This window comes from Pseudomonas sp. ICBG1301, from assembly GCF_016918385.1.
In the GTDB taxonomy this organism is placed as follows: domain Bacteria; phylum Pseudomonadota; class Gammaproteobacteria; order Pseudomonadales; family Pseudomonadaceae; genus Aquipseudomonas; species Aquipseudomonas palleroniana.
In genome coordinates this window covers 110094-134546 of record NZ_JAEKGB010000013.1, presented here as the reverse complement: position 1 = coordinate 134546, position 24453 = coordinate 110094, and the positions used below count along the sequence as shown (strand labels likewise).

Sequence of the window (24453 nt, the reverse complement as noted above, 5' to 3'; positions counted from 1 at the left end):
CCCTAATGAAAATTACCGGAGAGGGTGACCACACCATCGGCGCGCTCGGTTCCCAGCCAGCTGGTCCAACCCAGGCGACAGACATTGCTCTCACCGATGTGCAACGCCCGCACTTCCCCTTGCGCCAATACCAGCCGCAGGTCGTATTCCAGTGGGTCACGCGTGGCCAGGCGCACCAGCGAACACAGGGGCTGATACGCAGGCCCCATGGGCAGGAACTCGTGAAAGCGCCGCCAACACAGCGCCAGAATGTGCACCCTGAATTTGCCACTGCGGTCGGCAATCCGGTGCCCCAGCACCAGGTCGAGACCGAGCGAGCTGTTGCCGCGGCCCAGTTCATTGCGCTGTGGGTGGGTAATCTCCACCGTGCGTTCGACCCATTGCTCGATCCCTATGAGGTCGTGCTTGAAGTAGTAACGCAGCACCGACTCAATCAAGGCGGCCGAGTGGGCGCGCAAGCTCAAAAGCCCCAGGTAAGGCAGTAAACGCTTGCAGTCGAGTTGCGAGGCCTCTCGTATCGCAGTGCCCCCCAAGCCAATCAGTGCAAACATCTGCTCGGAAAAAGCATCACGGGCTCCCGTTTGGAAACAGACCCGGTAGCGGTATTTACGCCAGATCGGCAGCATCAGCCGTTGCAGGCGATGGTGAAACAGGTCGAGAAAATCGCGGGTAGGATTCCCATTCGGCTGCTCGGCAAAGGCCTGCTCGGCATAAAAGGCCGGTAAAGGAGATCCGGCACCGAACAGCCCCAATACGTTGAGGCGCAGGCGAGCACGCAATTGCCCGTGCTCCCTGAAGAACTCCACCCGGTCAATGTCATGCCCTGCAAATCCCAGCCCTGGATTGGCCTGGAACTCCAGTTGGTCGTACAGCGTGTCGTCATCCAGCAACGGATGAGCCTCGCGCAATCGTTCCATCACCTGCAGCACGGCCTGAAATAGCGTGTACTCGCGGATAACCTGGCAGATCAGGGTCAAAGCAGGGGTTGCTGTCCCATCCGGGATGGCCATAGGTACACATCTCCTTGTGTGCTGATGACTCGCAACTCGTGATACGAGTTGAGGCTGGCGTAAAGCGCAAAGAACTCGTTGAGGACCGACGCAAACACAAACATGTCGCCCTGCCCCAGAAAGCCTTGGGGGTCGATGCTCAGGTCCACCCGCACCCCCCGGACGGGCAACCCTCGATGCAATCGATCAACAGCCTCGTGGCTGATGGAACGCAGTGCACCCAAGCGCTTGCGGCTGACTTTCAACGCTTGCCGATCGTGATAACGCGGCAGATCGTAGGTTTCGAGAATCACTTTCAAGGCGTTGATATCGGCCAGTGACAAATAGTTGAGCGACATGTTGCTGATGACTTTCCACAGGAAGTCCTGATCCAGTGGCGGCGCGAAACTTGCGGTGGGCGCCGTGATGTTTCGGAACGTCAACGACTCTGGGGTCTGCTCACTGGGCTGATTGATCTCGCCTGCTCGCAGCCGCCGTGGCAAGTTGCAGTTGGTGCAGGTCAGTTCGACCGATACGGTTTCATGACCTTGTTCGCGACGACCGTCGAATCCCATCCAGGTGTCGAGCCCGTCATGCTGCACCGACAGGCGCTGACGAATGCTGTAGCTGGGACGCGCCTCCAGAGACTCGGCATCGCCGTCATGCTCGAACGATTCGAACGGCACATACGTCTGGTAGCCCAACCCGCCAGGACGCCAGCCGATGACCCGGTCCACCGCGAACACCGCCGCGTTGCCCGGCGTGTAATCCCCGGGCATCAACAGGTACTCATCCTGTTTGCAATCCAGCCGAATGGGCACCGCATCCAGCTTGAACAGATTGATGATGGGGGTGCAGTACAGCTTGACGTTGTCCAGGGTGGGCCGCAGGGGGCTGGATGTCTGGGTGCGCAATTCAAAACGCATGACCATGCCGTGCACCTGTTCCAGCGATGCTCGTGGGAGTGTGTGCAGTACATCCAGCCCCGCAATATCGACAAACAGGTACTTCTCGGGAAATGCGAAGTACTCCTGCAAGTGGCGGTAACCACGGAATGTGTTCTGCGGATAGGGAATCAGCGCCTGCTCCTGGGAAAACCCCACCGGTTGAACCTGGCCGGCACCGAGCCTCACTGTCATGGGTTGGCCATCGGCTCCCGTCACCTGCGAACCAGCCTCGTCCAACAGCAACAGATGGATGCCATCCAGATGGCGCAACAGGTCAAGATAAAGCGCCTGGCTCGCGTAGCGGTCGCCAGCCAGATGCAGGCGTAACGAGTCGAACACCAAGTCACCGAAATGCCCTTCGGCACTCATCACCAGGCGCAGGTCCAACCAGGCGCCCTCGCCTCGGCACAGGTACTCCAGGCCACACAGTTGCAATGGCATGACATCCGTGGCGTAGCACGTTCGAAAGCGGCAGCGCTCGCCCTGGATAGCCAGACTCTCGACTGCCGTATCCCGCGCCACACGAACACTGGGGCCCGCGCGTTTCAAAGGGTCAAATTGCAGGATGCTGAACGACGGCAAGGGCCTCATGTAGTTGGGCCACAGCAGATGCATCAAGGAATGCGCCAGCTCCGGCAGTTCGTCCTCCAGCTTCTGGCGCAGACGACCGGTCAGGAACGCAAACCCCTCAAGCAATCGCTCGACGTCCGGGTCCTGACCCGGCTCCGCGAGAAACGGTGCCAAGGCCGGATTACGCTCGGAAAAACGCCGACCCAGCTGGCGAAGTGCACTGAGTTCGCTCTGAAAATAACGGTTAAAAGCCATCGGTGCCGACCTCAACCCGTCCTGCATCATCCAGGCGCGCATGGAACACGACCGCCTGGTTGACACCGTCGATGGCCATTTCGGCCTCAATGGCAAATGCCAAGGCCAGGGGTTCCCGAGCATTGGGAGACACTCTGACATGTACATTCGCCAACCTCGGTTCATAAGCCCGGATAAAACGCTCGATCAGCAAGCGCGACCGGGACAGCGACTCGTGCAGGCTGAGCCGCATGTCATTGAGGTCGGGCAGACCATAGTCCGGCAATGTCTGAACACTGCCTGCACGCGTACTGAGCATTTTTCCCAGATGTGCGGCGACGGACATCACGCCGCACGTTCGGCTCGAGCCCTCACATTCCAGGCGCTCGAACAGGCTATTGCGATGGGGCATTCCCTGGCCTCCGCTCATTCTTTATCGAGCTTTCCGACCAGGGACAATGTGAAGTCTGCCCCCATGTACTTGAAGTGCGGGCGCACACTCAAATTGACCCGATACCAGCCCGGCTCGCCCTCGACATCGCTGACGACAATGCGCGCTGCACGCAATGGCCTACGCCCACGCACCTCGGCACTGGGGTTTTCCTGGTCGGCCACGTATTGGCGAATCCACTTGTTGAGCTCCAGCTCCAGGTCCGTGCGCTCCTTCCACGAGCCCAATTGCTCGCGTTGCAGCACCTTGAGGTAATGGGCCAGGCGGTTTACGACCATCATGTAAGGCAGCTGGGTGCCAAGCCGGTAATTCAGCTCGGCGGCCTTGCCCTCTTCACTGATGCCGAAGGTCTTGGCCTTTTGCACTGAGCTGGCGGAAAAGAACGCTGCGTTGTCACTGCCCTTGCGCATGGTCAGGGCAATGAAGCCCTCTTGCGCGAGTTCATATTCACGCCGATCTGAAACCAGGACCTCGGTAGGAATTTTGGTTTCGATCTCACCCATGCTCTGGAAATGATGCAAGGGAAGATCTTCGACCGCCCCGCCACTCTGTGGGCCGATGATGTTCGGGCACCAGCGAAAACGCGCGAAGCTGTCGGTCAATCTTGTGGCAAACGCGTAGGCGGTATTACCCCATAGATAATGCTCGTGGCTGTTGACCACATTTTCCTGGTAGGCAAAGGTTCTCACCGGGCATTCCAGGGGATCGTACGGGGTTCGCAGCAGAAAGCGCGGTACGGTCAAGGCAATGTAACGGGCGTCTTCGCTCTGCCGAAAACTTTGCCACTTGGCAAACTGCGGGCCTTCGAAATGGTCCCTGAGGTCCTTCAGGTCGGGCAATCCGGTGAAGCTTTCCAGCCCGAAGAAGCTCGGGCTGGCAGCGGCGATGAAAGGTGCATGGGCCATGCACGCGACACTGGCGACGTATTGCATGAGCTTCACATCGGGTGCGCTGGGGGATAGGTAATAGTTGGAGATGATCGCGCCTACCGGCTGACCGCCGAACTGGCCGTACTCGGCGCTGTAGATATGCTTGTACAGCCCCGACTGGGTAATTTCCGAGGCGTCTTCAAAATCGTCCAGCAGGTCCGTGCGCGAGACATTCAGCAGTTCGATCTTGATGTTCTCGCGAAAATCGGTGCGTTCGACCAGTAACTGCAACCCTCTCCAGGAAGCCTCCAGCGCCTGGAAATCCGGATGATGCAGAATCTCATCCATTTGTTGACTGAGCTTGATATCGATCTCGGCAATCATCCGGTCGACCAGGTGTTTCTTGACCGGTTCTGCACGGTTGTGCGGCTTGACCAGCTCTTCGATAAACGCCGACACGCCGCGCTTGGCGATGCCGTAAGCCTCGTCGTCGGCGCTCAATAATGTCTGGGCAATAATGTTATCGAGGATGCTGCCCTCGACGGAGCCTTGCAGCGGCTGCGAGTTGCTTGGGGTGGTCGTCATGCTGTCAGTGTCCTTTTACTGAAAATGTCAGGCATCTGGATTGTTCAACCCGAGTTCGGCCAGAACCCGAGCGCGGGAACCGTCGTCGGCCAACGCCTGTTCGATGGCTTTGCGAAAACTGGGGGTGTTACCCAGCGGCCCCTTGAGTGCCATCAACGCTTCACGCAGTACCATCAGCTTCTGCAATGCGGGGATTTGCTCGACGAGATTCGCCGGGTTGAAATCCTTCATCGAATTGATCCGCACCTCGACGGCCAGCTCCTCGACCTCAGCCGCCTCCTGCAGGCGATTGGGCACACTCAACGTCAAGCTGAGCGCCTGTTTCGCCAACACCTCATCAAGGGTGTTCTTGTCGATGCCGATGGGCTTTCTATCCTCGAGCTTGCGCGGGTCTTCACGCTGGGAGAAATCCCCCAGCACCAGCAACTTCAGCGGTAGCTCGATCTCCTCCTGAACCCCGCCGACCGCAGGTTTGAAGGTGATGTTGATACGTTCCTTGGGGGCTACCGAACCGTCTTTGGCCATGTTGTTTCTCCTTTTTGATCGGGCTTCATTCAAGTACTGCTTCAAGGTCGAAGTGGCACAACCGGCGATGGGTGAGATCCTTGCTTTCGCGCACGGCGTGACTTTGTGGCAAGCGGTCATAGCAGCGATACAGCAGCCGAGCGACTTGCAGAGCCAGTTGCGGCTCCCAGCGTTCGAGCCCGGCGCGTTGCAATTCGAGGTCCAGTTGTTCCAGCTGAACCCTGCCCAGGTCGTGCTTGCCGGCCCGCATGCACAACCGGGCGAGTGCGAGTTGCCAGTGGAAACGGGCCCGTTCGCCGCGTGCCGCCTGCTGCCCTTGCTTGAGCACAGCAACCGCGGCCTTGAGTCCTTCCTTGCGCAGCACCGGCATCACCGCCTGCAAGGCCGCGTCCCAGGACTCGCCTGCCACATCGGGCACAACGCTGGAGGGCTCGGTCCTTTGCAGGTGACGCATGACGTGCAGGCTGATCCATTCACAGGTGGCCGGATCCGCGAACGGTGTGCCGTCGTCGAACCTGTAGTCAGGCAAGCCCGGCAGGCGTTGCAGGAGCAAAGCGAAATGCATTTCCAGCTCGGTCCTGGCGGGTTCTGCCTGCAACGCCTCAAGGCACTCCCAGGCCATGCGCAGTCCGTCAAACCAGAACAATGCACCGGCCAGGCTGACTTCAAGCTCCAGCAACAGATCAGCGTAATGACCTTGGCTGAGGCGCTCCTGACAACGCTTGAGTTTGTCGGCAGAGAGCGGGCGCAGAGCCGTGACGCGCTCACCATTGGCGTCGGGATAATTGATGAGCGTCAGCCACGCCAAGGTGCGGCTCAGGCGCAATGCACGAACGTCACTGGCACTCTGGCGCAACCACCAGGCGCACAAAGGACGGGCCTGCTCCTGCAAGGCGCGTAGTAATTTGTGCGCGTCTTTTTCGTTGTTCACCGCCGGCTCCGGCTTGAGCAATTGCGTGGTCGCCTGCTTGACCTGGGCAATCACACTCAAGACACCGCCAGGCTCAGCCTCGCTTCGCGAAGTACGTGCCAAACGCTCCGACAGCTGCCTGCGGATCGGTAACAACAGGGGTGCGTCCGCTCCAAGATGCTGGTCCCATAGCTCATCGAGTCGGATGAGTTGGTCATGCAACGCCTGAAACAAAGGCCGCTGATCCAGAAGCGAAAGGTCCTGCGCAAAGAGCTGCTCCAGCCGCAGCACCAACCAGCCCAACGCGGCAACGCGTGTACGCGGCTTGACCGGGTAGACCACAACCCAGTGATGCTCACAGAGATGCCGCAGCAGGCCGAGCCCCGCCAACAGCCCGGCGAATGAATCACGCTGATGAAGGGCCCAGGTCAACCAGACGGCGACTCGCAGGTCCTTGGAATGCTCACGCAAAAAGTGCTCGCTGAGCGCACTGACCTTCTGCCAATCGGGCAGGCTCGCGCCATGAATCGAATGCGCTTTGCCCAGCTCCGCTTCCAGTGCCTCGAACTCGCCTGAGAAGCGCATATCACTTCCAGCAAACGCGTTTGGCGAACACGGTCGCCGCGCCAATTCAAGGTAATAGTCGCAAAGCTTTTCTGAGTAATCCATTTAGAGGCGCACACAACTATCCATCACAGGAAAAGCAAACTAACCGCTTTTTAGATGCGTATCAGAATGCCATTTAACTTTCATCCAGCGAGTGAATGAAGTGTGCGAACACTAGCCATGCCCGAGCCAATCATCAAGCAACAGAAAATCACTTAAGGAATTTCCTACAACCCAATAAAAACAGGGCCTGCGCAATAAATTGCACAGTCAAAACGATCAAAAAATCGCGTCATATCCCAGCACTCAACAGTTACAAACCCAAACTGCACGAGCAACTAACTGCACATACATGCGCAAACAACTACCGAAAAAAATGGCGAAACGCTGACCACAACTTACCAACATTCCCCTATTAACTCTTCCGCCCCCCTTATTTCATTGACCCTTCTAATTTCAGGCACGCTTCTTGTTATAGGAACTACTTGCCCGGCCGGCAACGAAGCCGTTCGGCAATCCCTACTTAATCAGGCAAGGAAACCAGTCATGCCAACACCCGCGTACCTCTCCGTCACCGGCGTCAAACAAGGTTTGATTACGGCGGGTACATTCACCCAGGACTCAGTAGGCAATCTTTTTCAGGAAGGTCATGAAAATCAGATCCTGGTGCAGGCATTTGCTCACCAGGTGATCATTCCCCGCGACCCGCAATCAGGCCAGCCGACGGGGCAACGGGTACATAAGCCCCTCATGATCAGCAAGATTTTCGACAAATCTTCACCGCTGCTATTCAGCGCACTGACCTCAGGCGAAGAAGTGTCGTGCCGGCTCGAATGGTTCCGCACTTCGTCAGCCGGAACCCAGGAACACTACTTCACCATGGAGCTCGAGGGCGCGACTATCGTGGACATTCAATCGCGCATGCCCAACTGCCAGGACCCTGACAACGCGCATTTCACCCATCTGGAGGATGTGTATTTCACCTATCGCAAAATCGTCTGGACCCACGAAGTCGCCGGCACGTCCGGCTCTGACGACTGGCGCAGCCCAGTGGCCAGTTAAGTAAGGCTCACGCAGGACCGGCAGCCAGGGAAGGCGCCGCTCCTGCTGCTGGAGGCGTGGGTACCTACAGCAACAACGGCCGTGACGCGCTGTCTGCCGTGTTTTGATCTTGCTTTTGATCTGCTCTAGATCTGCTCTAGATCTGCTTTTGATCTGCTTTTGATCTTGATCTCAGGCGCCCCGTTAAACCACGCTGGCCGAACGCAGGTTTGAATCCGTGGGTAACCCGGCAGGACGCCGGGTTAGCCGCCCCGCGCCATGGATGGCGCGTGGCGGCGGCCCACGGATTCAAGCCTGCGTTCGGGCACACCGAGCCTGAGCGAGGTGCCGAGTGGTGGGGCAAAGGCCTTTTGCTTACTTTTGGGCCTTTCCAAAAGTGAGCCGCTGTAAGAGCGGAACCCTAAGCCGCCGTTACCGCAGCAATGGATATGTACACAACCCATTCCGACATCCTGGTCGGCCCATAGGCCGCCACGGGAGCAAGCCCCCTCACCACAGGGGCTACACCATCGCCAACGGATGCTTACGCCTGGGCGCACCAAATACACGATCAATCGCATCCAGATCATGCTCATCCAACACCAGTTTCGCAGCCCCGGCATTAAGCCGCACATGCTCAGGCTTGACCGCCTTGGGGATCGCAATCACCCCTTCCTGCCGCAAAACCCAAGCAAGGCAAACCTGGGCAGGCGTCACATCATGGCGATGAGCAACCTGCTTGAGCGTGGAACTGGACAACAGCTCACCGCCTTGCGCAATCGGGCAATAAGCCATCAACGGCAAATGATGTTGCTGCCACCACGGCAGCAAGTCGAACTCGATACCGCGCTCTTCGATGTTGTAGAGCACCTGGTTGGTCGCACAGGCCGGCGATGCCAGCTCCTGCAGGTCGGCGACATCAAAATTGGAGACACCCCAACGGCCGATCTTGCCGGCCTCACGCAGGCGCTCGAACGCTTCGACGGTTTCTTCAAGGGGATACTGACCACGCCAATGCAACAGATACAAGTCAATGTAGTCCGTGCCCAAGCGTTGCAGGCTGGCTTCGCAGGCTCGTGGAACGCCCTGGTGACTGGCATTGTGAGGGTACACCTTGCTGACCAGGAACACCTGGTCACGCCTGCCGCGAATGGCTTCGCCGACCACCCGTTCGGCGCCGCCCTCGCCGTACATTTCGGCGGTATCGATCAGGCGCATGCCCTCGTCGATACCCAACTGCAACGCGGCCACTTCGGCGCGGTGCTGGTCCGGGTTTTCGCCCATGCGCCAGGTCCCCTGGCCGATGACCGGCACAGGAATGCCAGCCAGATCAATGGTACGCATGACAATCTCCTGATGAGTTCGCAGGTCTAGAGTGTGGCACTGAGCGGACAGAAGGGTTCAATCGAAGTATGGTTACGTTTTGCCCACTCGCCAGGAAGCTCTCCCATGCTGTTTGTAGTGATGCTCGGGGGCAAGCACCCCAGGGCCAGGATCGAAGTGCACGATGTGGTCTTTACCGTGGCGGATACGCTGCAAGCCACTTATCCGCAATTGCGCGACAACTGGTTCGGCAGCCCGTCCGGTATGCATATCGATGCGTGGATGGGAGTCGACGGTGTGGATGGCTGGAAAGTCGAAGTGAGCCACCTGGCGCCAAGCGCCGATGCCCAGCGGTTGTACTTCATCAACCTCGGCGGCTATGAAGCCGGCGCCTTTGGCGAAGCTCATCACTACGTGCTGGTCGTGGCCCGCAACCCGCAGGAAGCCAAGGGCAAAGGCAAACAGAAGATGCTGAGCCACTGGTCTCTGGCCCACACCGACCGTGTGATGGATGTCGACGACTGCCTGCCCATCGACCTGGTGGACGGCCGCTATATTCACCTCGTACAAGGCTCGCATCGCCCCATCATTCAGCAAAATGACTATATCGTCCTGGGCTGAGCACAGGCAGTTCCTGGGCGTTCAAGAATGACCGCTGGTTCATCGGATCGGAACTTTGCCAGGAAATAACCGCCTGAATCCGGTAGGCTCACCCTTTTCATTCAAGGAGTTACTCCCATGGCCAAAGCCACCGCCCGTCATATCCTCGTTTCCACTGAAGACAAGTGCAACGAACTGAAGGCCCAAATCGAAGGCGGCGCTGATTTCGCAGAAATCGCCAAAGCCAACTCCAGCTGCCCTTCCAGCCGTCAAGGCGGTGACCTGGGTTCGTTCGGTCCAGGCCAGATGGTCAAGGAATTCGACACCGTCGTATTCAGCGCCCCGATCAATACCGTGCAAGGCCCGGTGAAGACCCAGTTCGGTTACCACCTGCTGGAAGTCACCAGCCGCCAGGACTGATCCCGTCCGCGCTGATGCGATAAACAACGGCCCGCCTCTTGGTGGGCCGTTGTGCATGTGATGACTGGCGACACGGATGCCGTTAGCGTACAAATCCCTATTCTTCTTCACCCGGCGTTCAAGGCTGATAATGCGATTGGCTTTTTCCAGACTGCTCAGTACCTCCCTGGCCCTGCTGCTGGCCAGTACCGCCGTGATCGCGGCCCCGCAGACCTACCTGACGGTGTACGGCGAACCGGCCAAGTATCCCGCCGGCTTCAGCCACTTCGACTATGTCAACCCCGACGCCCCCAAGGGCGGCAGCCTGCGGCGCTCGGCCATCGAGATCGGGCGCTTCGACCATGTGCTGCCGTATATCGACAAAGGCATCGGCGTATCCCAGGTCGACGGCTGGCTCTATGCGCCCCTCGCCCAGCGCTCCCTGGATGAGCCCTACACCGTGTATGGCCTGGTGGCAGAGAAGATGGAGCGCGCTGATGACGGTTTGTCCTTGCGCTTCTTCCTCAACCCCAAGGCACGCTTCGCCGATGGCAAACCGATCACTGCCGAAGACGTGCGCTACAGCTTCGACCTGCTGATGACCCAGGGCAGCCTGCGCTTTCGGACGCTGTTCGCCGACGTCAAGCACGTCGAAGTCGAAGGCGAGCGCCAGGTACGTTTCGACTTTTCCAGCAATGAAAACCGCACCCTGCCCCTGGATGTCGCCACCCTGCCGGTGTTTCCCGAGCACTGGTGGAAAACCCGCGACTTCGCCAACGGCGGCGGCTACGAAGCCCCACTGGGCAGTGGCCCGTACACCATCAGCAAGATCGACTCCGGCAGCACCATCACCTTTACCCGCGACCCTAACTGGTGGGGCAAGGACCTTGCGGTCAGCCGGGGCCTGTACAACTTCGACCACCTGAGCCTGGAATATTTCGGCGACACCGAAGTCGCCCGCCAGGTGCTGCGCGGTGGCGCCTATGACTTCAACCGCGAGTTTTCCGCCACCGGCTATTCCATCGGCTACAACGGGCCGGCCCTGGACGATGGCCGCCTGCAACGCGCCCATTTGGCCAAGGAAATGCCGCAACCGGCCCAGGGCTATGTGTTCAACGTGCAAAAACCGATGTTCAAGGACCGCCGCGTGCGCCAGGCCCTGGCGATGCTGTGGGACTTCGAATGGGCCAACCGGCAGATGATGCGCAATATGTATATCCGCCAGCAGAGCTTCTTCTCCAACAGCCCGCTGGCCGCCAGCCAACCGCCCACACAGGAGGAACTGGCGATTCTCGAACCCTTGCGTGGGCAAGTGCCCGACGAGGTGTTCACCCAGGTGTTCAAGGCACCGGTCACCGACGGCAGCGGCATGATCCGCGACAAACAGCTGCAAGCGCTGGCCCTGCTGGAAAAAGCCGGCTGGAAACCCGACGGTGACAAACTGGTCAACGCCGACGGCGAAGCGCTGGAGTTCACCTTTCTCAGCGCCCAGGCCGGGCTGGAACGCCTGCTGCTGCCGTACAAGCGCAACCTGGCGCAGATCGGCATCACCCTGAATATCCGGCGCATCGACGCTTCCCAATACGTGAATCGAATCATGGCCCGAGACTACGACATGATCGTGATCGGCTTCCCGGTCACCACCTCACCCGGCATGGAGCTGTACAACTACTTCGGTTCAGCTGCGGCCTACGATCCAGGCGCCAACAACTACGCGGTGCTCAAGGACCCGGCCGTCGACACGTTGATCAAGGGCCTGGTCAAAGCTGACACCCAAGCCCAGATGCTCACCTACGCCCACGCCCTGGACCGGGTGCTGCAGTGGAACTACCTGTGGATTCCCAACTACTACCCGCCCGGCACGTCGGCGGCCTGGTGGAACCGCTTCGGCCGCCCCGCCATCGAGGCCAAAAACGACGAAGCCCTGGAAACCTGGTGGGAGATCAGTCCGACACCGTTGACCAATGAGCAAATGAACGCCGAATTGAAAAAACGCGGAGCGACCCACTGATGTTTGCCTACATCGTACGGCGCCTGCTGCTGATCATCCCGACGCTGGTGATCATCCTGCTGGTGAATTTCGTGATCGTACAGGCCGCGCCCGGTGGCCCGGTGGAACAGGCCATCGCCCACTTGCAGGGGATCGGCGGCGGTGGCGTCGGCGGCTCGTCCGGCGAAAGCGTCAGCGGCGGCTCGCGCGCCAGCCGGGGCCTGGACCCGAAGCTGATCGCCGACATCGAGAAACAGTACGGCTTCGACAAGCCCGCGCCGGAACGCCTGTGGCTGATGCTCAAGAGCTATGCCCAACTGGACTTTGGCAACAGCTTCTTTCGCGGCAAGACTGTGATCGACCTGATCCTCGAAAAAATGCCGGTGACCATTTCTCTCGGCCTGTGGGCCACGCTGATCACCTACCTGGTGTCGATCCCCCTGGGGATTCGCAAGGCCGTGCGCCATGGCAGCAGTTTCGACGTGTGGAGCAGCACCGCGATTGTCATCGGCTATGCCATGCCGGCGTTCCTGTTCGCCATGTTCCTGATCGTGCTCTTTGCCGGCGGCACTTCGTTGAACTGGTTCCCGGTGCGCGGGCTGGTGTCGGAAAACTTCGAAGAGCTGAGCACCGTGGGCAAAATCGCCGACTATTTCTGGCATCTGGTCTTGCCGGTCACCTCATTGGTGATCGGCGGGTTCGCCACGCTGACTATCCTGACCAAAAACTCGTTCCTCAATGAAATCACGCGCCAGTACGTGGTGACCGCCCGCGCCAAGGGCTTGAGCGAGCGACGCGTGCTGTACGGGCATGTGTTCCGCAATGCGATGTTGTTGGTGATCTCGGGCATTCCCCAAGCGTTTATCGCGGTGTTCTTTGCCGGCTCGCTGCTGATCGAGGTGATCTTTTCCCTCGATGGCCTGGGCCGCATGAGCTACGAAGCGGCGGTGTCCCGTGATTACCCGGTGGTGTTCGGCTCGCTGTTTATCTTCACCCTGTTCGGGCTCTTGATAAAACTGATCGGTGACCTCTGCTACACCCTGGTGGACCCGCGTATCGACTTCGCCGCGAGGAACGCCTGATGCTCAATCTTTCCCCCGTGGCCCGTCGGCGTTTCGAGCGTTTCAAGAAGAACCGTCGCGGCTGGTGGTCACTGTGGCTGTTTATCGGGCTGTTTATCCTGACATTGGGCGGCGAGCTGATCGCCAATGACAAGCCCCTGGTGCTCAGCTACAAGAACGAGCTGTATTTCCCGGTCTTCAAGCGCTACACCGAACAGCAGTTCGGCGGGCAGTTGCCGTTCCAGGCCGATTACCGCAGCGACTACGTGCAAAAGCTGATCAAGCAGGACGGCGGCTGGATGCTGTTCCCGCCGATTCCGTTCAGCGACGACACGCCCAACTACGAACTGACCCGCCCCGCCCCCAGCCCACCGTCTGCGGTGAACTGGCTGGGCACCGATGACCAGGCACGGGATGTACTGGCGCGGGTGATCTTCGGCGCCCGCGTGTCGATCCTGTTTGCCCTGGCGCTCACCGCCATCAGCGCCGCTATCGGCATCGCTGCCGGCGCATTGCAAGGCTTTTACGGCGGCTGGGTCGACCTGCTCGGCCAGCGCATCCTCGAGGTGTGGTCCGGGTTGCCGGTGCTCTACCTGCTGATCATCCTGTCGGGTTTCGTCGAGCCGAATTTCTGGTGGCTGTTGGGGATCATGGCGTTGTTTTCCTGGCTGGCCCTGGTGGACGTGGTGCGCGCCGAGTTCCTGCGCGGACGCAATCTGGAATACGTCAAGGCCGCACGGGCATTGGGCTTGGGCAATGGCAAGATCATTCGCCGGCATATCCTGCCCAACGCCATGACCGCCACCCTGAGCTACCTGCCGTTTATCCTGACCGGGGCGATTTCCACTTTGAGCGCCCTGGATTTCCTCGGCTTCGGCATGCCTGCGGGCAGCGCTTCCCTGGGCGAGCTGATCGCCCAGGGCAAGCAGAACCTGCAAGCGCCCTGGCTGGGCCTGACGGCGTTTTTCAGCCTGGCGCTGATCTTGTCGCTGCTGGTCTTTATCGGTGAGGCATTACGTGATGCCTTCGACCCACGTTCATGAGTGACGCCGTATGAACCTGATCGAAATCCGCGACCTCAGCGTCGCTTTCAGCGGCCAGACCGTGGTGCGCAACCTGAGCCTGGATATCCGTCCTGGCGAATGCCTGGCGCTGGTGGGTGAATCGGGCTCGGGCAAGTCGGTGACGGCGCATTCGATCCTGCAACTGCTGCCCGAAGCCGGTACGCGTACCACCGGCTCGGTGAAGTACCGTGGCCAGGAGTTGATCGGGGCGTCGCCAGCCACCCTGCAAAAGCTGCGTGGCAACCGGATTGCAATGATCTTCCAGGAGCCGATGACCTCCCTCAACCCGCTGCACAGCATCGAAAAACAGATCGGCGAAACCTTGCTGCTGCACAAGGGCCTGGGCGGCAAGGCGGCGCAGGCGCGCATCCTTCAATTGCTCGACCTGGTGGGCATCCAGAAGCCCCGGGAGCGGCTCAAGGCTTACCCGCACCAACTCTCCGGTGGCCAGCGCCAGCGGGTGATGATCGCCATGGCCCTGGCGTGCGAGCCGGAACTGCTGATCGCCGACGAACCGACCACTGCGCTGGACGTCACCGTGCAACGCAAGATCCTGCTGCTGCTAAAGTCCCTGCAGGAACGCCTGGGCATGTCGCTGCTATTGATCAGTCACGACCTCAACCTGGTCCGCAGCATTGCTCAACGCGTGTGCGTGATGCGCGCCGGGGACATTGTCGAGCAGGCGGACTGCCAGACCTTGTTCAACGCACCGCAGCACCCTTACAGCCGCCTGCTGCTGGACGCCGAGCCGAGCGGTGATGTGCTGTGCCGTGACGAACGCGAAACGGTGTTGCAGGTGGACGACCTGAGCGTGCAATTCCCGCTCGGCGGCGGTCTGTTTCGACGCAAGACCTACCTGCGCGCAGTGGATGGCATCAGCCTCAGCGTACAGCGCGGCAAGACCCTGGGGATTGTCGGCGAATCCGGCTCGGGCAAATCCACCCTGGGCCAGGCGATCCTGCGTCTGCTGGAGTCCACCGGCAGCATCCGCTTCCAGGGCGCAGCCCTCGACCCGCTGAACCCTCAGCAGATGCGCCCGTGGCGCAAGCAGATGCAGGTGGTGTTCCAGGACCCCTATGGCAGCCTCAGCCCGCGCATGTCGGTACAACAGATCATCAGCGAAGGCCTGGAAGTGCATGCGCCGTGCAGCCTGGAAGATCGCGACGCCCAGGTGATCCAGGTGCTCAAGGATGTGGGCCTCGACCCAGAGAGCCGGCATCGTTACCCCCATGAGTTTTCCGGCGGCCAGCGTCAACGCATCGCCATCGCCCGCGCATTGGTGCTCAAGCCTGCACTGATGCTGCTCGACGAACCCACTTCGGCACTCGACCGGACAGTGCAGAAACAGGTGGTAGCGCTGCTGCGCGAGTTGCAGGAAAAATACGGCCTGACCTACCTGTTTATCAGCCATGACCTGGCCGTGGTACGCGCCATGGCCCATGACATGATTGTGATCAAGGACGGCAAAGTGGTGGAGCGCGGCGCGAGCCACGACGTGTTCGATGCACCGCAACACCCTTACACCAAAGAGCTGCTGGCAGCGGCGCACATCCCCTTGTAAGAGCGAGCTTGCTCGCGAAGCACAGACAGGCGACACGGGGTATCGGGCAGCGCTGCGTTATCGTTGATGTTTTTCGCGAGCAAGCTCGCGCCTAGAGGATTCTGCACGCATGAGTACCAGCCTCAAGGACTACCAACAGGTTCGCGGCCAGGCGATCCAGTCGCTGTTCGAGATCATCGAGCAGTCCAGTGAAGGCACGGTGATTGTCGACCGCGACGCAAATATCGTCTGGATGAACGAGCGCTACGCCAAGCGTTTCGGGCTCAACAGCGCTGACGAAGCCATCGGCCAGCCCTGTGAGAAGGTCATTTCCAACAGCCTGCTGCGCCAAGTGGTGCGCACCGACCGGCCGATTCTGCTGGATATCCAGGACACGCCCAAAGGCCCGCTGGTGGTGATGCGCTTGCCGATCCATGACGATGCCGGGGCAGTGATCGGGGCGATTGGCTTTGCGCTGTTTGATGAACTGCGCAACCTGTCGCCGATGATCGAACGTTACCTGAGCATGCAACAGGAGCTGGCGTCGACCCGCTCGCTGCTGCGCAAGCGTCAGAGCAAGTACAACTTCGCCCACTTTATCGGCACCAGCACTGCCAGCCTGGAAGTCAAACGCCGGGCACGCCGCAGTGCGAGTGCCGAGTCACCGGTATTGCTGCTGGGCGAAACCGGCACCGGCAAGGAGCTGCTCGCCCAGGCGATTCATGGCGCTTCGAATCGGGCGAGCAAAGCCTTCGTCAGTATCAACAGCGCGGCCATCCCCGCAGACCTGCTCGAGGCCGAATTCTTCGGCACCGCCCCCGGCGCGTTTACCGGCGCCGACCGCAAGGGGCGCCCCGGCAAACTGCAGATCGCCCAGGGCGGCACGCTGTTTCTCGATGAAATCGGCGATATGCCGCTGCCGCTGCAAAGCAAACTGCTGCGGGTACTGCAGGAAAAGGAATATGAACCGGTCGGCTCCAACGAGATGCTGCACAGCGATGTGCGCGTGATCGCCGCCACCTCCATGGACCTGGAAGCGGCGATCAAGCGCGGTGAGTTCCGTGCGGACTTGTATTACCGGCTCAACGTGCTGCCGATCCAGGTGCCGCCCTTGCGTGAGCGCCTGGAGGACATCCCGGCGCTGAGCGAGGCGATTCTTGAAGAATTGCTCAGCCGCCACGAACTCGCCCCCGAGGCCTTGGGGTTGCTGGCGCAACATGCGTGGCCGGGGAATATCCGCGAGCTGCGCAATGTGCTGGAGCGTGCGGCGTTGTTGAGTGATGACCTGGTGTTGAATGCCGCAGACATTCGAGCGGCGATCGGTACGTTCAGCCCGGTGGAGCGCAGTACGCTGCGGGCGATCGAGGGTGAGTCGTTCAGCGCCGCACGGGAACGCTTTGATCGGCAGGTGATCACGGGCGCACTGCAAGCCTGTGACGGCAATGTGGTGGAGGCGGCCAGGCGCCTGGGGCTTGGGCGGTCGACGCTGTACAAGAAGATGGTGGCGCTAGGCATCATCAAATCTCAATAAAGAGATACAAATCTCAAAGTAGAGACATCCTTCTGTGGGAGGGGGCTTGCTCCCGATAGCTGCATTCCTGCTGGCACAAGTACCGACTGAAACACCGCTATCGGGAGCAAGCCCCCTCCCACATTGGATCTACACTTGTCTCAGATTAGAGACAAAAATTCAAATTATCAGTCAATCGCAGGAAAATTCTTTTATATATCAACCAGTTAATTTTTTGGCACACATCTAGCTATAGCTCTTCTCCAAAGCACCACCCCACAAAAATAACAATCTGGAGACACACCATGAGTGTGATCATTGCCCTGGCAGCCCTGGCGCTGCTGATGCTGGCTGCCTACCGTGGCTATAGCGTTATCCTGTTTGCGCCCATCGCCGCCCTCGGCGCGGTACTGCTCACCGACCCCTCCGCCGTCGCCCCTGCCTTTACCGGGGTGTTCATGGAGAAAATGGTCGGCTTCATCAAACTGTATTTCCCGGTATTCCTGCTCGGTGCGGTGTTCGGCAAGCTGATCGAGCTGTCGGGCTTTTCGCGTTCGATTGTTGCCGCAGCGATCCGCCTGCTCGGCACCCGCCAGGCGATGCTGGTGATCGTGCTGGTCTGCGCCCTGCTCACCTACGGCGGCGTGTCGCTATTCGTGGTGGTGTTCGCGGTGTACCCGTTCGCCGCCGAGATGTTCCGCCAGAGCAATATCCCCAAGCGCCTGATTCCGGCGACCATCGCCCTCGGCGCGTTCTCGTTCACCATGGACGCCCTGCCCGGCACACCGCAGATCCAGAACATCATCCCCAGCACCTTTTTCAACACCACGGCGTGGGCGGCGCCGTGGCTGGGGCTGATCGGCACGATTTTCGTGTTCTGCGCCGGCATGCTCTACCTGACACGCCAGCGCAACAAGGCACAACGCGCCGCCGAGGGTTATGGCACCGAGCTGCGCAACGAACCGGAAACCGCCGAAAACCTGAGGCTGCCCAACCCTTGGATCGCCCTGTCGCCACTGATTCTGGTGGGCGTGATGAACCTGTTGTTCACCCACTGGATTCCACAGTGGTACGGCAAGACCCACAGCCTCAGCCTGCCGGGCATGAGCGCGCCGGTGACCACCGAGATCGCCAAGCTCACCGCGATCTGGGCGGTGCAGGCGGCACTGTTGGTGGGCATCCTGATGGTGCTGGCATTCGGCTGGTCGGCGATCAAGAGCAAGCTTGCCGACGGCAGCAAAAGTGCGGTCAGCGGCGCCTTGCTGGCGGCGATGAACACCGCATCGGAATACGGCTTCGGCGCGGTGATTGCCTCGCTGCCGGGCTTCCTGGTGCTGGCGGACTGGCTCAAGGGTATCCCCAACCCACTGGTCAACGAGGCGATTACCGTGACCCTGCTGGCCGGTATCACCGGTTCCGCCTCCGGCGGCATGAGCATCGCCCTGGCGGCGATGTCCGAGAGCTTTATTTCGGCGGCCCACGCGGCCAATATTCCTCTTGAAGTGCTGCACCGGGTCGCGGCCATGGCCAGCGGCGGCATGGACACCCTGCCCCACAACGGCGCGGTGATCACGCTGCTGGCGGTCACCGGCCTGACCCACCGCGAAGCCTACAAGGACATTTTCGGCATCACCCTCATCAAGACTCTCGCGGTCTTCGTGGTGATTGGTACTTTCTACGCCACCGGCATTGTGTGAGGTTTTCATGACGACTTTGAATGGCAAGACCGCCCTGGTTACCGGCTCCACCAGCGGCATCGGCCTGGGCATCGCACTGAGCCTGGCCAAGGCCGGCGCCGACCTGATCCTCAACGGCTTCGGCGATGCCAGCGCGGTGATCGCCCAGGTACAGGCGTTCGGCGGCAAGGTCGGCCACCACCCGGCCGACGTCAGCGACCCGGCGCAGATCGCCGACATGATCGCCTATGCCGAGCGTGAGTTCGGCGGCGTCGATATCCTGGTCAATAACGCCGGTATCCAGCATGTGGCGGCGGTAGAAGATTTCCCGGTGGAGCGCTGGGACTCGATCATCGCGATCAACCTGTCCTCGGTGTTCCACAGCACACGTCTGAGCTTGCCGGGGATGAAGGCCAAGGGCTGGGGGCGCATCGTCAACATCGCGTCGGTGCACGGCCAGGTCGGCTCGGTGGGCAAGGCGGCCTATGTGGCGGCCAAGCACGGCGTCATCGGCCTGACCAAAGTCGTGGGCCTGGAGACGGCCACCAGCAACGTCACCTGCAACGCTATCTGCCCAGGCTGGGTGCTGACACCGCTGGTGCAGAAGCAGATTGACGATCGTGCCGCCGCGGGTGTCGATCCCCAGCAGGCGCAGCACGACCTGCTGGCCGAGAAACAACCGTCGCTGGAATTTGTCACCCCACCGCAGTTGGGCGAGCTGGTGCTGTTCCTGTGCAGCGAAGCCGGTGCCCAGGTACGCGGCGCCGCCTGGAATATCGACGGCGGCTGGCTGGCGCAGTAAACCAGGTACTGAAGATTCCAATAGGGGCGAGCAAGCCCGCCGCCCCTATTTGATCGTCATTGACGAACAAGAGATTCGCCTATGTCCGACATCCTCTGGCAACCCTCCCCGGAACGCATCGCCAACACGCGCATGGACCAGTTCCGCCGCTACATCAACCAACGCTACAGCGTGCAGCTCGACGACTACCCCGCCCTGCACCAGTGGAGCATCGACCAGCGCCCGGATTTCTGGCAAGCCATCGTCAGCTATTTCGACGTAGCGTTTCGCAGCCCGCCCATTGCGACGCTGATCGAAGAGGCCGAGATGCCCAGCGCCCAATGGTTTCCCGGCGCCACGCTGAACTTCGCCGAGCACCTGCTGCGCCGCCGCGATGAGCACCCGGCCGTGGTCGCCATCAGTGAGGATGGCCATCGCGAAGCCTTGACCTACGCCGAACTCGCCCAGCATGTCGCCGGCTTGCAGCGCAGCCTGCGCGACGCCGGCGTGACCCAGGGCGACCGCGTCGCCGCGTGCATGCCCAACACCTGGCAAACCCTGGTGGGCATGCTGGCCACCAGCAGCCTCGGCGCGATCTGGTCGTGTTCGTCGCCGGACTTCGGCACCCAGGGCGTGATCGATCGCTTCGGCCAGATCGAGCCCAAAGTGTTGATCACCTGCGCCGGTTACCGCTATGCCGGCAAAGACATCGACCAGAGCGCCAAGCTCAATGAAATCCTCGAACGCCTGCCGTCCCTCGAACAGCTGATCATCGTGCCGTACGCACGACCTCAGGCGCGGGTCGACGACTACCGCAGCCGAGCCAGGGTCACGCTGTGGAACGACTTCTATCAACCTGGCGGCGAGCCCGAGTTTGTGGCCGTGCCGTTCGATCACCCGCTGTACATCCTCTATTCCAGCGGCACCACCGGCGTGCCCAAATGCATCATCCACGGCACCGGCGGCGTGCTGCTCACCCATCTCAAGGAGCACGGCCTGCATGCCGACCTGTCCAGGGATGATTGCCTGTTCTACTACACCACCTGTGGCTGGATGATGTGGAACTGGCTGGTGTCGGTGCTGGCCCTTGGCGCAACCGCAGTGCTATATGACGGCTCGCCATTCCACCCTGGGCCCGAGCGGTTGATCGACCTGATCGATGCGGAACACATCAGCGTGTTCGGCACCAGCCCGAAATTCCTCGCCACCCTGGAAAAAGCCGGGCTGCAACCGCGCCTGAGCCATGATCTGCACAGCCTCAAGGGCCTGATTTCAACCGGTTCGCCGCTGTCGCCCCACAGCTACGACTATGTGTACCGCGAGATCAAACCCGAGCTGTGCCTGGCGTCGATGTCGGGCGGTACCGACATCGTCTCCTGTTTTGTGATCGGCAACCCGGTGCTGCCGGTGCGGCGCGGCGAAATGCAGTGCAAGAGCCTGGCGATGGCCATCGAAGTGTGGGATGAACACGGCCGGCCGTTGATCGGCGAAAAAGGCGAGCTGGTGTGCACTCGGCATTTTCCGGCGATGCCGATCGGCTTATGGAACGATCCGGACCAGCAGAAACTGCGCGCCTCGTATTTCAGTCAATTTCCCGGGGTGTGGGCTCAGGGCGACTACGCCGAGCAGCGCCCCCATGGCGGCCTGCTGATCCACGGGCGCTCGGACGCCGTGCTCAACCCCGGCGGCGTACGGATCGGCACCGCAGAGATCTATCGCCAGGTGGAAAAAATCCCGCAAGTGCTGGAAAGCCTGGCCATCGGCCAACGCTGGCAAGACGATGTGCGTGTAGTGCTGTTCGTACGCCTCAATGACGGTATCGAGCTGGACGACGCCCTGCAACAGCAGATCCGCCAGGTAATCCGCGCCAACACCACACCGCGCCACGTGCCGGCGAGGATTCTCGCCGTCTCCGATATCCCGCGCACCATCAGCGGCAAGATCGTCGAATTGGCGGTGCGCAATGTGGTTCACGGCGAGCCGGTGAAAAACACCGACGCCCTGGCCAACCCGCAGGCCCTGGCGCAGTTTCGCGACCGCCCTGAACTGGCGACATGAAGCGGAAAGGTTTCAGCCTGACGCACTGATTTGAAGACAAACGCCCAATGCATGCTATTTTTCGTGGGGTAGTCAGCCGTTCCCCTATCACGGGATAATCGGCTTTTGTCGTATTTCAAAGCGTCAAGCGTAGGGTTTTTTTCATGAATGGAACATCCACCGACAGCGAAGCAGCAGTCTTGATCGCGCGGCTGGACTGGGCGCAAAGCCCTCTCGGTGATGCGGCTAACTGGCCGCAAAGCCTGCGCACCGCCGTCGATATCGTCGTCCACTCACCGATGCCGATGCTGCTGTTGTGGGGCAGCCAACTGACCCAGCTCTACAATGATGGGTTCGCCCGACTCGCCGGCAACAAGCACCCCGAGGCCCTGGGCCGACCGGCACATGAAACCTGGCCGGAGCTTGAGAGTTTCGCTGCACCGATCTATGACGCGGTCCTCGGCGGGCAGGTACGCACCTTCAACGAACAGCGCTTCGTCTTGCAGCGTAACCACCGCGACACCGAGATCTGGCTCGACCTGACCTACAGCCCGGTACGCAATGAGCACGGCACGGTCGCCGGCATTCTGGTCACCGCGATTGAAACCAACGAACGCCGCAGCAAAACCCTCGAACTGCAGCAACGCTCCGAAGACAGCCTCAAGGCCCAGCACAACACCGAACAACGCCTGCAACTGGCCTTGGCCGCGACCGACGCGGTCGGCACCTGGGATTGGGATATCAGCGAAGACCGTTTTATCGCCGACGCCCATTTCGCCTACCTGCACGGCGTCGACCCGCAAGACGCCGACCTGTTGCCGATCAGCGCGTACCTGCAAGGCGTGCACCCCGAAGACCGTGGCATGGTGGCGCGCAGCATCAAGCACTGCATCACCTTCGGCACCGAATACGCCGAGGAGTACCGCTTGCTGCAAGCCGACGGCCAGTTGCGCTGGGTGTTTGCCCGCGGCCGCTGCTACAAGGACCCGCAGGGCCGCCCGGCACGCTTCCTCGGTGCCGCACTGGACCTGACCGAACGCAAGCACACCGAGCAGGCCCTGCGCCAAAGCCAGACCGAATTGCAGCTGATCATCAACGCCATGCCGGTGCTGATCGGCTACGTCGACCACGAAGAGCGCTTTCGCCTGAACAACAGCGCCTACCTCGACTGGTACGGCCTGACGCCCCAGGAGCTGTACGGTAAGAGCATCCGTGAAGTGCTTGGCGACGAGGTGTATGCCGGGCGCGCCGACAAGATCGCCGCCGCCCTCAAGGGCAAGGCCTGCAGTTTCCTGACCATCACCCCGCATCGCGACGGCCGGGCGCGCCACGCCTTGATGAAGTACCTGCCGCGTTTCAGCAATGACGGTTCGGTCAACGGCTTCTACATCTTTGTGATCGACGAGACCGAACGCATCCTCACTGAAGAAGCCTTGCGTCACCTCAACGAAAACCTTGAAGAACGCGTGGCCCAGCGCACCCAGGCGCTGGCCGAGGCCAACCAGCGCCTGCAAAACGAAATGTTCGAGCGCGAGCGCGCCGAAGACGCACTGCGCCATGCGCAGAAGATGGAGGCGGTGGGCCAGCTCACCGGCGGCATCGCCCACGACTTCAACAATATGCTCACCGGCATCATTGGCAGCCTGGACCTGATGCAGCGTTATATCGCCGCCGGGCGCAGCGACGAAATCGGCCGCTTCACTGACGCGGCGGTGTCCTCCGCCCACCGCGCGGCCGCCCTCACCCACCGGCTGCTGGCGTTTTCACGGCGCCAGTCGCTGGACCGTCGTCCGATCGATCCCAACCAGTTGGTGGCCTCCCTGGAAGATCTGTTCCGCCGCACCAAAGGCGCGCATATCACGCTCAAGGTGCAGTTGGGCAAGGACATCTGGCCGGTCAACACCGACGCCAGCCAACTGGAAAACGCCCTGCTCAACCTGGTGATCAACGCGCGCGACGCCATGCCCGACGGCGGTGAATTGCTGATCGAAACCGCCAACAGCTACCTGGACGGCACTGATATCACCACCCTGGAACCGGTCAAGGCCGGCGATTACGTGATGCTCGGCGTATGCGATAACGGCACCGGCATGGCGCCGAAAATCCTCGCCAAAGCCTTCGACCCGTTCTTCACCACCAAGCCCATCGGCCAGGGTACGGGCCTGGGGCTGTCGATGATCTACGGCTTTGCCCAGCAGTCCGGCGGCCATGTGACCATTCACAGCGAACCGGGCCAGGGCACCTGCGTGCGCCTGTACCTGCCGCGCCTGCATGGCACCGCACTGGAGAGCCGCCAGCCCGCGAACTTAAGCGAAGCCCCGCTGGCATTGGCCGGTGAGTCCGTCGTGGTGGTCGAGGACGACCCCGCCGTGCGGATGCTGGTGGTCAACGTGCTCGGTGAACTGGGCTACACCGCACACCAGGCTGGCGATGCACGCACGGCGCTGCCGTTGCTGGAGTCGGACCTGCGTGTCGACCTGCTGGTGACCGATGTCGGCCTGCCGGGCCTGAACGGCCGGCAACTGGCGGAAATCGCCCGCCAGCACCGCCCGGGCCTGCGGGTCTTGTTCATGACCGGCTACGCTGAAAAAGCCGCCGAGCGCCAAGGCTTTCTGGAAGACGGCATGGACATGGTCGCCAAACCCTTTTCCATCGAGTTGCTGGCCACGAAAATCCGCAGCATGATCGGCGTTGACGCCTGAGTTCAGGCATAATCGCGCGCCCTGACGTTTGACCGTTGCAAGG

General features: G+C 60.8%; 19 protein-coding genes. 12 read left to right on the top strand and 7 right to left on the bottom strand.

Annotated features, from left to right (window positions below; translation table 11 throughout):
• Window positions 1–2: 2 nt before the first annotated feature.
• Genes tssG through tssA form a run of 6 tightly spaced genes read right to left on the bottom strand, consistent with a single transcriptional unit; the run spans window position 3 to window position 6749 of the window.
• Complete coding sequence (gene tssG / locus JBE38_RS24805) at window positions 3–1010, bottom strand: type VI secretion system baseplate subunit TssG (RefSeq protein WP_205345364.1); 1008 nt, start codon at window positions 1008–1010, stop codon at window positions 3–5.
• Window positions 974–2761, bottom strand: a complete 1788-nt coding sequence (gene tssF / locus JBE38_RS24800) for a type VI secretion system baseplate subunit TssF (protein ID WP_090370599.1) — start codon at window positions 2759–2761, stop codon at window positions 974–976. The genes tssG and tssF overlap by 37 nt, the downstream gene beginning before the upstream one ends.
• Window positions 2751–3152, bottom strand: coding sequence for a type VI secretion system baseplate subunit TssE (gene tssE, locus JBE38_RS24795; protein WP_205345363.1), 402 nt, complete (start codon window positions 3150–3152; stop codon window positions 2751–2753). Before tssE ends, tssF begins: the two co-directional genes overlap by 11 nt.
• Window positions 3153–3166: 14 nt before the next feature.
• The gene (gene tssC, locus JBE38_RS24790; protein ID WP_205345362.1) at window positions 3167–4645 is read right to left on the bottom strand and encodes a type VI secretion system contractile sheath large subunit; all 1479 of its coding nucleotides are present in this window, start codon (window positions 4643–4645) and stop codon (window positions 3167–3169) included.
• A gap of 27 nt (window positions 4646–4672) precedes the next feature.
• The gene (tssB, locus tag JBE38_RS24785; RefSeq protein ID WP_090370594.1) at window positions 4673–5170 is read right to left on the bottom strand and encodes a type VI secretion system contractile sheath small subunit; all 498 of its coding nucleotides are present in this window, start codon (window positions 5168–5170) and stop codon (window positions 4673–4675) included.
• 25 nt (window positions 5171–5195) lie between these two features.
• Complete coding sequence (gene tssA, locus JBE38_RS24780) at window positions 5196–6749, bottom strand: type VI secretion system protein TssA (RefSeq protein ID WP_205345361.1); 1554 nt, start codon at window positions 6747–6749, stop codon at window positions 5196–5198.
• Between the two features lie 483 nt (window positions 6750–7232).
• On the opposite strand from tssA, the gene JBE38_RS24775 reads away from it, so the two are divergent.
• Window positions 7233–7748 carry an Hcp family type VI secretion system effector gene (locus tag JBE38_RS24775; protein ID WP_205345360.1) on the top strand — a complete coding sequence of 172 codons (516 nt, stop codon included), beginning with the start codon at window positions 7233–7235 and terminating at the stop codon, window positions 7746–7748.
• Window positions 7749–8249: 501 nt separating this feature from the next.
• Here JBE38_RS24775 and JBE38_RS24770 read toward each other — a convergent pair.
• Entirely contained in the window at window positions 8250–9071 is an 822-nt protein-coding gene (locus JBE38_RS24770) for an aldo/keto reductase (protein ID WP_090370586.1), read from the bottom strand.
• A gap of 105 nt (window positions 9072–9176) precedes the next feature.
• On the opposite strand from JBE38_RS24770, the gene JBE38_RS24765 reads away from it, so the two are divergent.
• From JBE38_RS24765 to JBE38_RS24715, 11 genes are all read left to right on the top strand, one after another.
• Window positions 9177–9671, top strand: coding sequence for a DUF1543 domain-containing protein (locus JBE38_RS24765; protein ID WP_126870572.1), 495 nt, complete (start codon window positions 9177–9179; stop codon window positions 9669–9671).
• A gap of 117 nt (window positions 9672–9788) precedes the next feature.
• On the top strand, window positions 9789–10070 hold the full coding sequence (locus JBE38_RS24760; protein WP_090370581.1) for a peptidylprolyl isomerase: 282 nt from the start codon (window positions 9789–9791) through the stop codon (window positions 10068–10070).
• A 130-nt stretch (window positions 10071–10200) separates the two neighbouring features.
• Window positions 10201–12060 carry an extracellular solute-binding protein gene (locus JBE38_RS24755; protein WP_205345359.1) on the top strand — a complete coding sequence of 620 codons (1860 nt, stop codon included), beginning with the start codon at window positions 10201–10203 and terminating at the stop codon, window positions 12058–12060.
• Window positions 12060–13121, top strand: a complete 1062-nt coding sequence (locus JBE38_RS24750) for a microcin C ABC transporter permease YejB (RefSeq protein ID WP_060752575.1) — start codon at window positions 12060–12062, stop codon at window positions 13119–13121. Before JBE38_RS24755 ends, JBE38_RS24750 begins: the two co-directional genes overlap by 1 nt.
• A complete protein-coding gene (locus JBE38_RS24745) occupies window positions 13121–14143 on the top strand; it encodes an ABC transporter permease (RefSeq protein WP_060752574.1) in 1023 nt (340 codons plus the stop codon). The genes JBE38_RS24750 and JBE38_RS24745 overlap by 1 nt, the downstream gene beginning before the upstream one ends.
• Window positions 14144–14153: 10 nt before the next feature.
• Window positions 14154–15725, top strand: a complete 1572-nt coding sequence (locus JBE38_RS24740; RefSeq protein WP_090370575.1) for an ABC transporter ATP-binding protein — start codon at window positions 14154–14156, stop codon at window positions 15723–15725.
• 109 nt (window positions 15726–15834) lie between these two features.
• Window positions 15835–17235 (top strand): sigma-54 interaction domain-containing protein, encoded by a 1401-nt coding sequence (locus JBE38_RS24735; RefSeq protein WP_090370572.1) that lies wholly within the window; start codon window positions 15835–15837, stop codon window positions 17233–17235.
• 284 nt (window positions 17236–17519) lie between these two features.
• Window positions 17520–18911, top strand: coding sequence for a GntP family permease (locus JBE38_RS24730; RefSeq protein ID WP_060752571.1), 1392 nt, complete (start codon window positions 17520–17522; stop codon window positions 18909–18911).
• Window positions 18912–18918: 7 nt separating this feature from the next.
• Window positions 18919–19692, top strand: a complete 774-nt coding sequence (locus JBE38_RS24725; protein WP_205345358.1) for a 3-hydroxybutyrate dehydrogenase — start codon at window positions 18919–18921, stop codon at window positions 19690–19692.
• An 81-nt stretch (window positions 19693–19773) separates the two neighbouring features.
• Window positions 19774–21729 carry an acetoacetate--CoA ligase gene (locus tag JBE38_RS24720; protein ID WP_205345357.1) on the top strand — a complete coding sequence of 652 codons (1956 nt, stop codon included), beginning with the start codon at window positions 19774–19776 and terminating at the stop codon, window positions 21727–21729.
• Window positions 21730–21872: 143 nt separating this feature from the next.
• Window positions 21873–24410 (top strand): PAS domain-containing protein, encoded by a 2538-nt coding sequence (locus JBE38_RS24715; RefSeq protein WP_205345356.1) that lies wholly within the window; start codon window positions 21873–21875, stop codon window positions 24408–24410.
• Window positions 24411–24453: the final 43 nt, after the last annotated feature.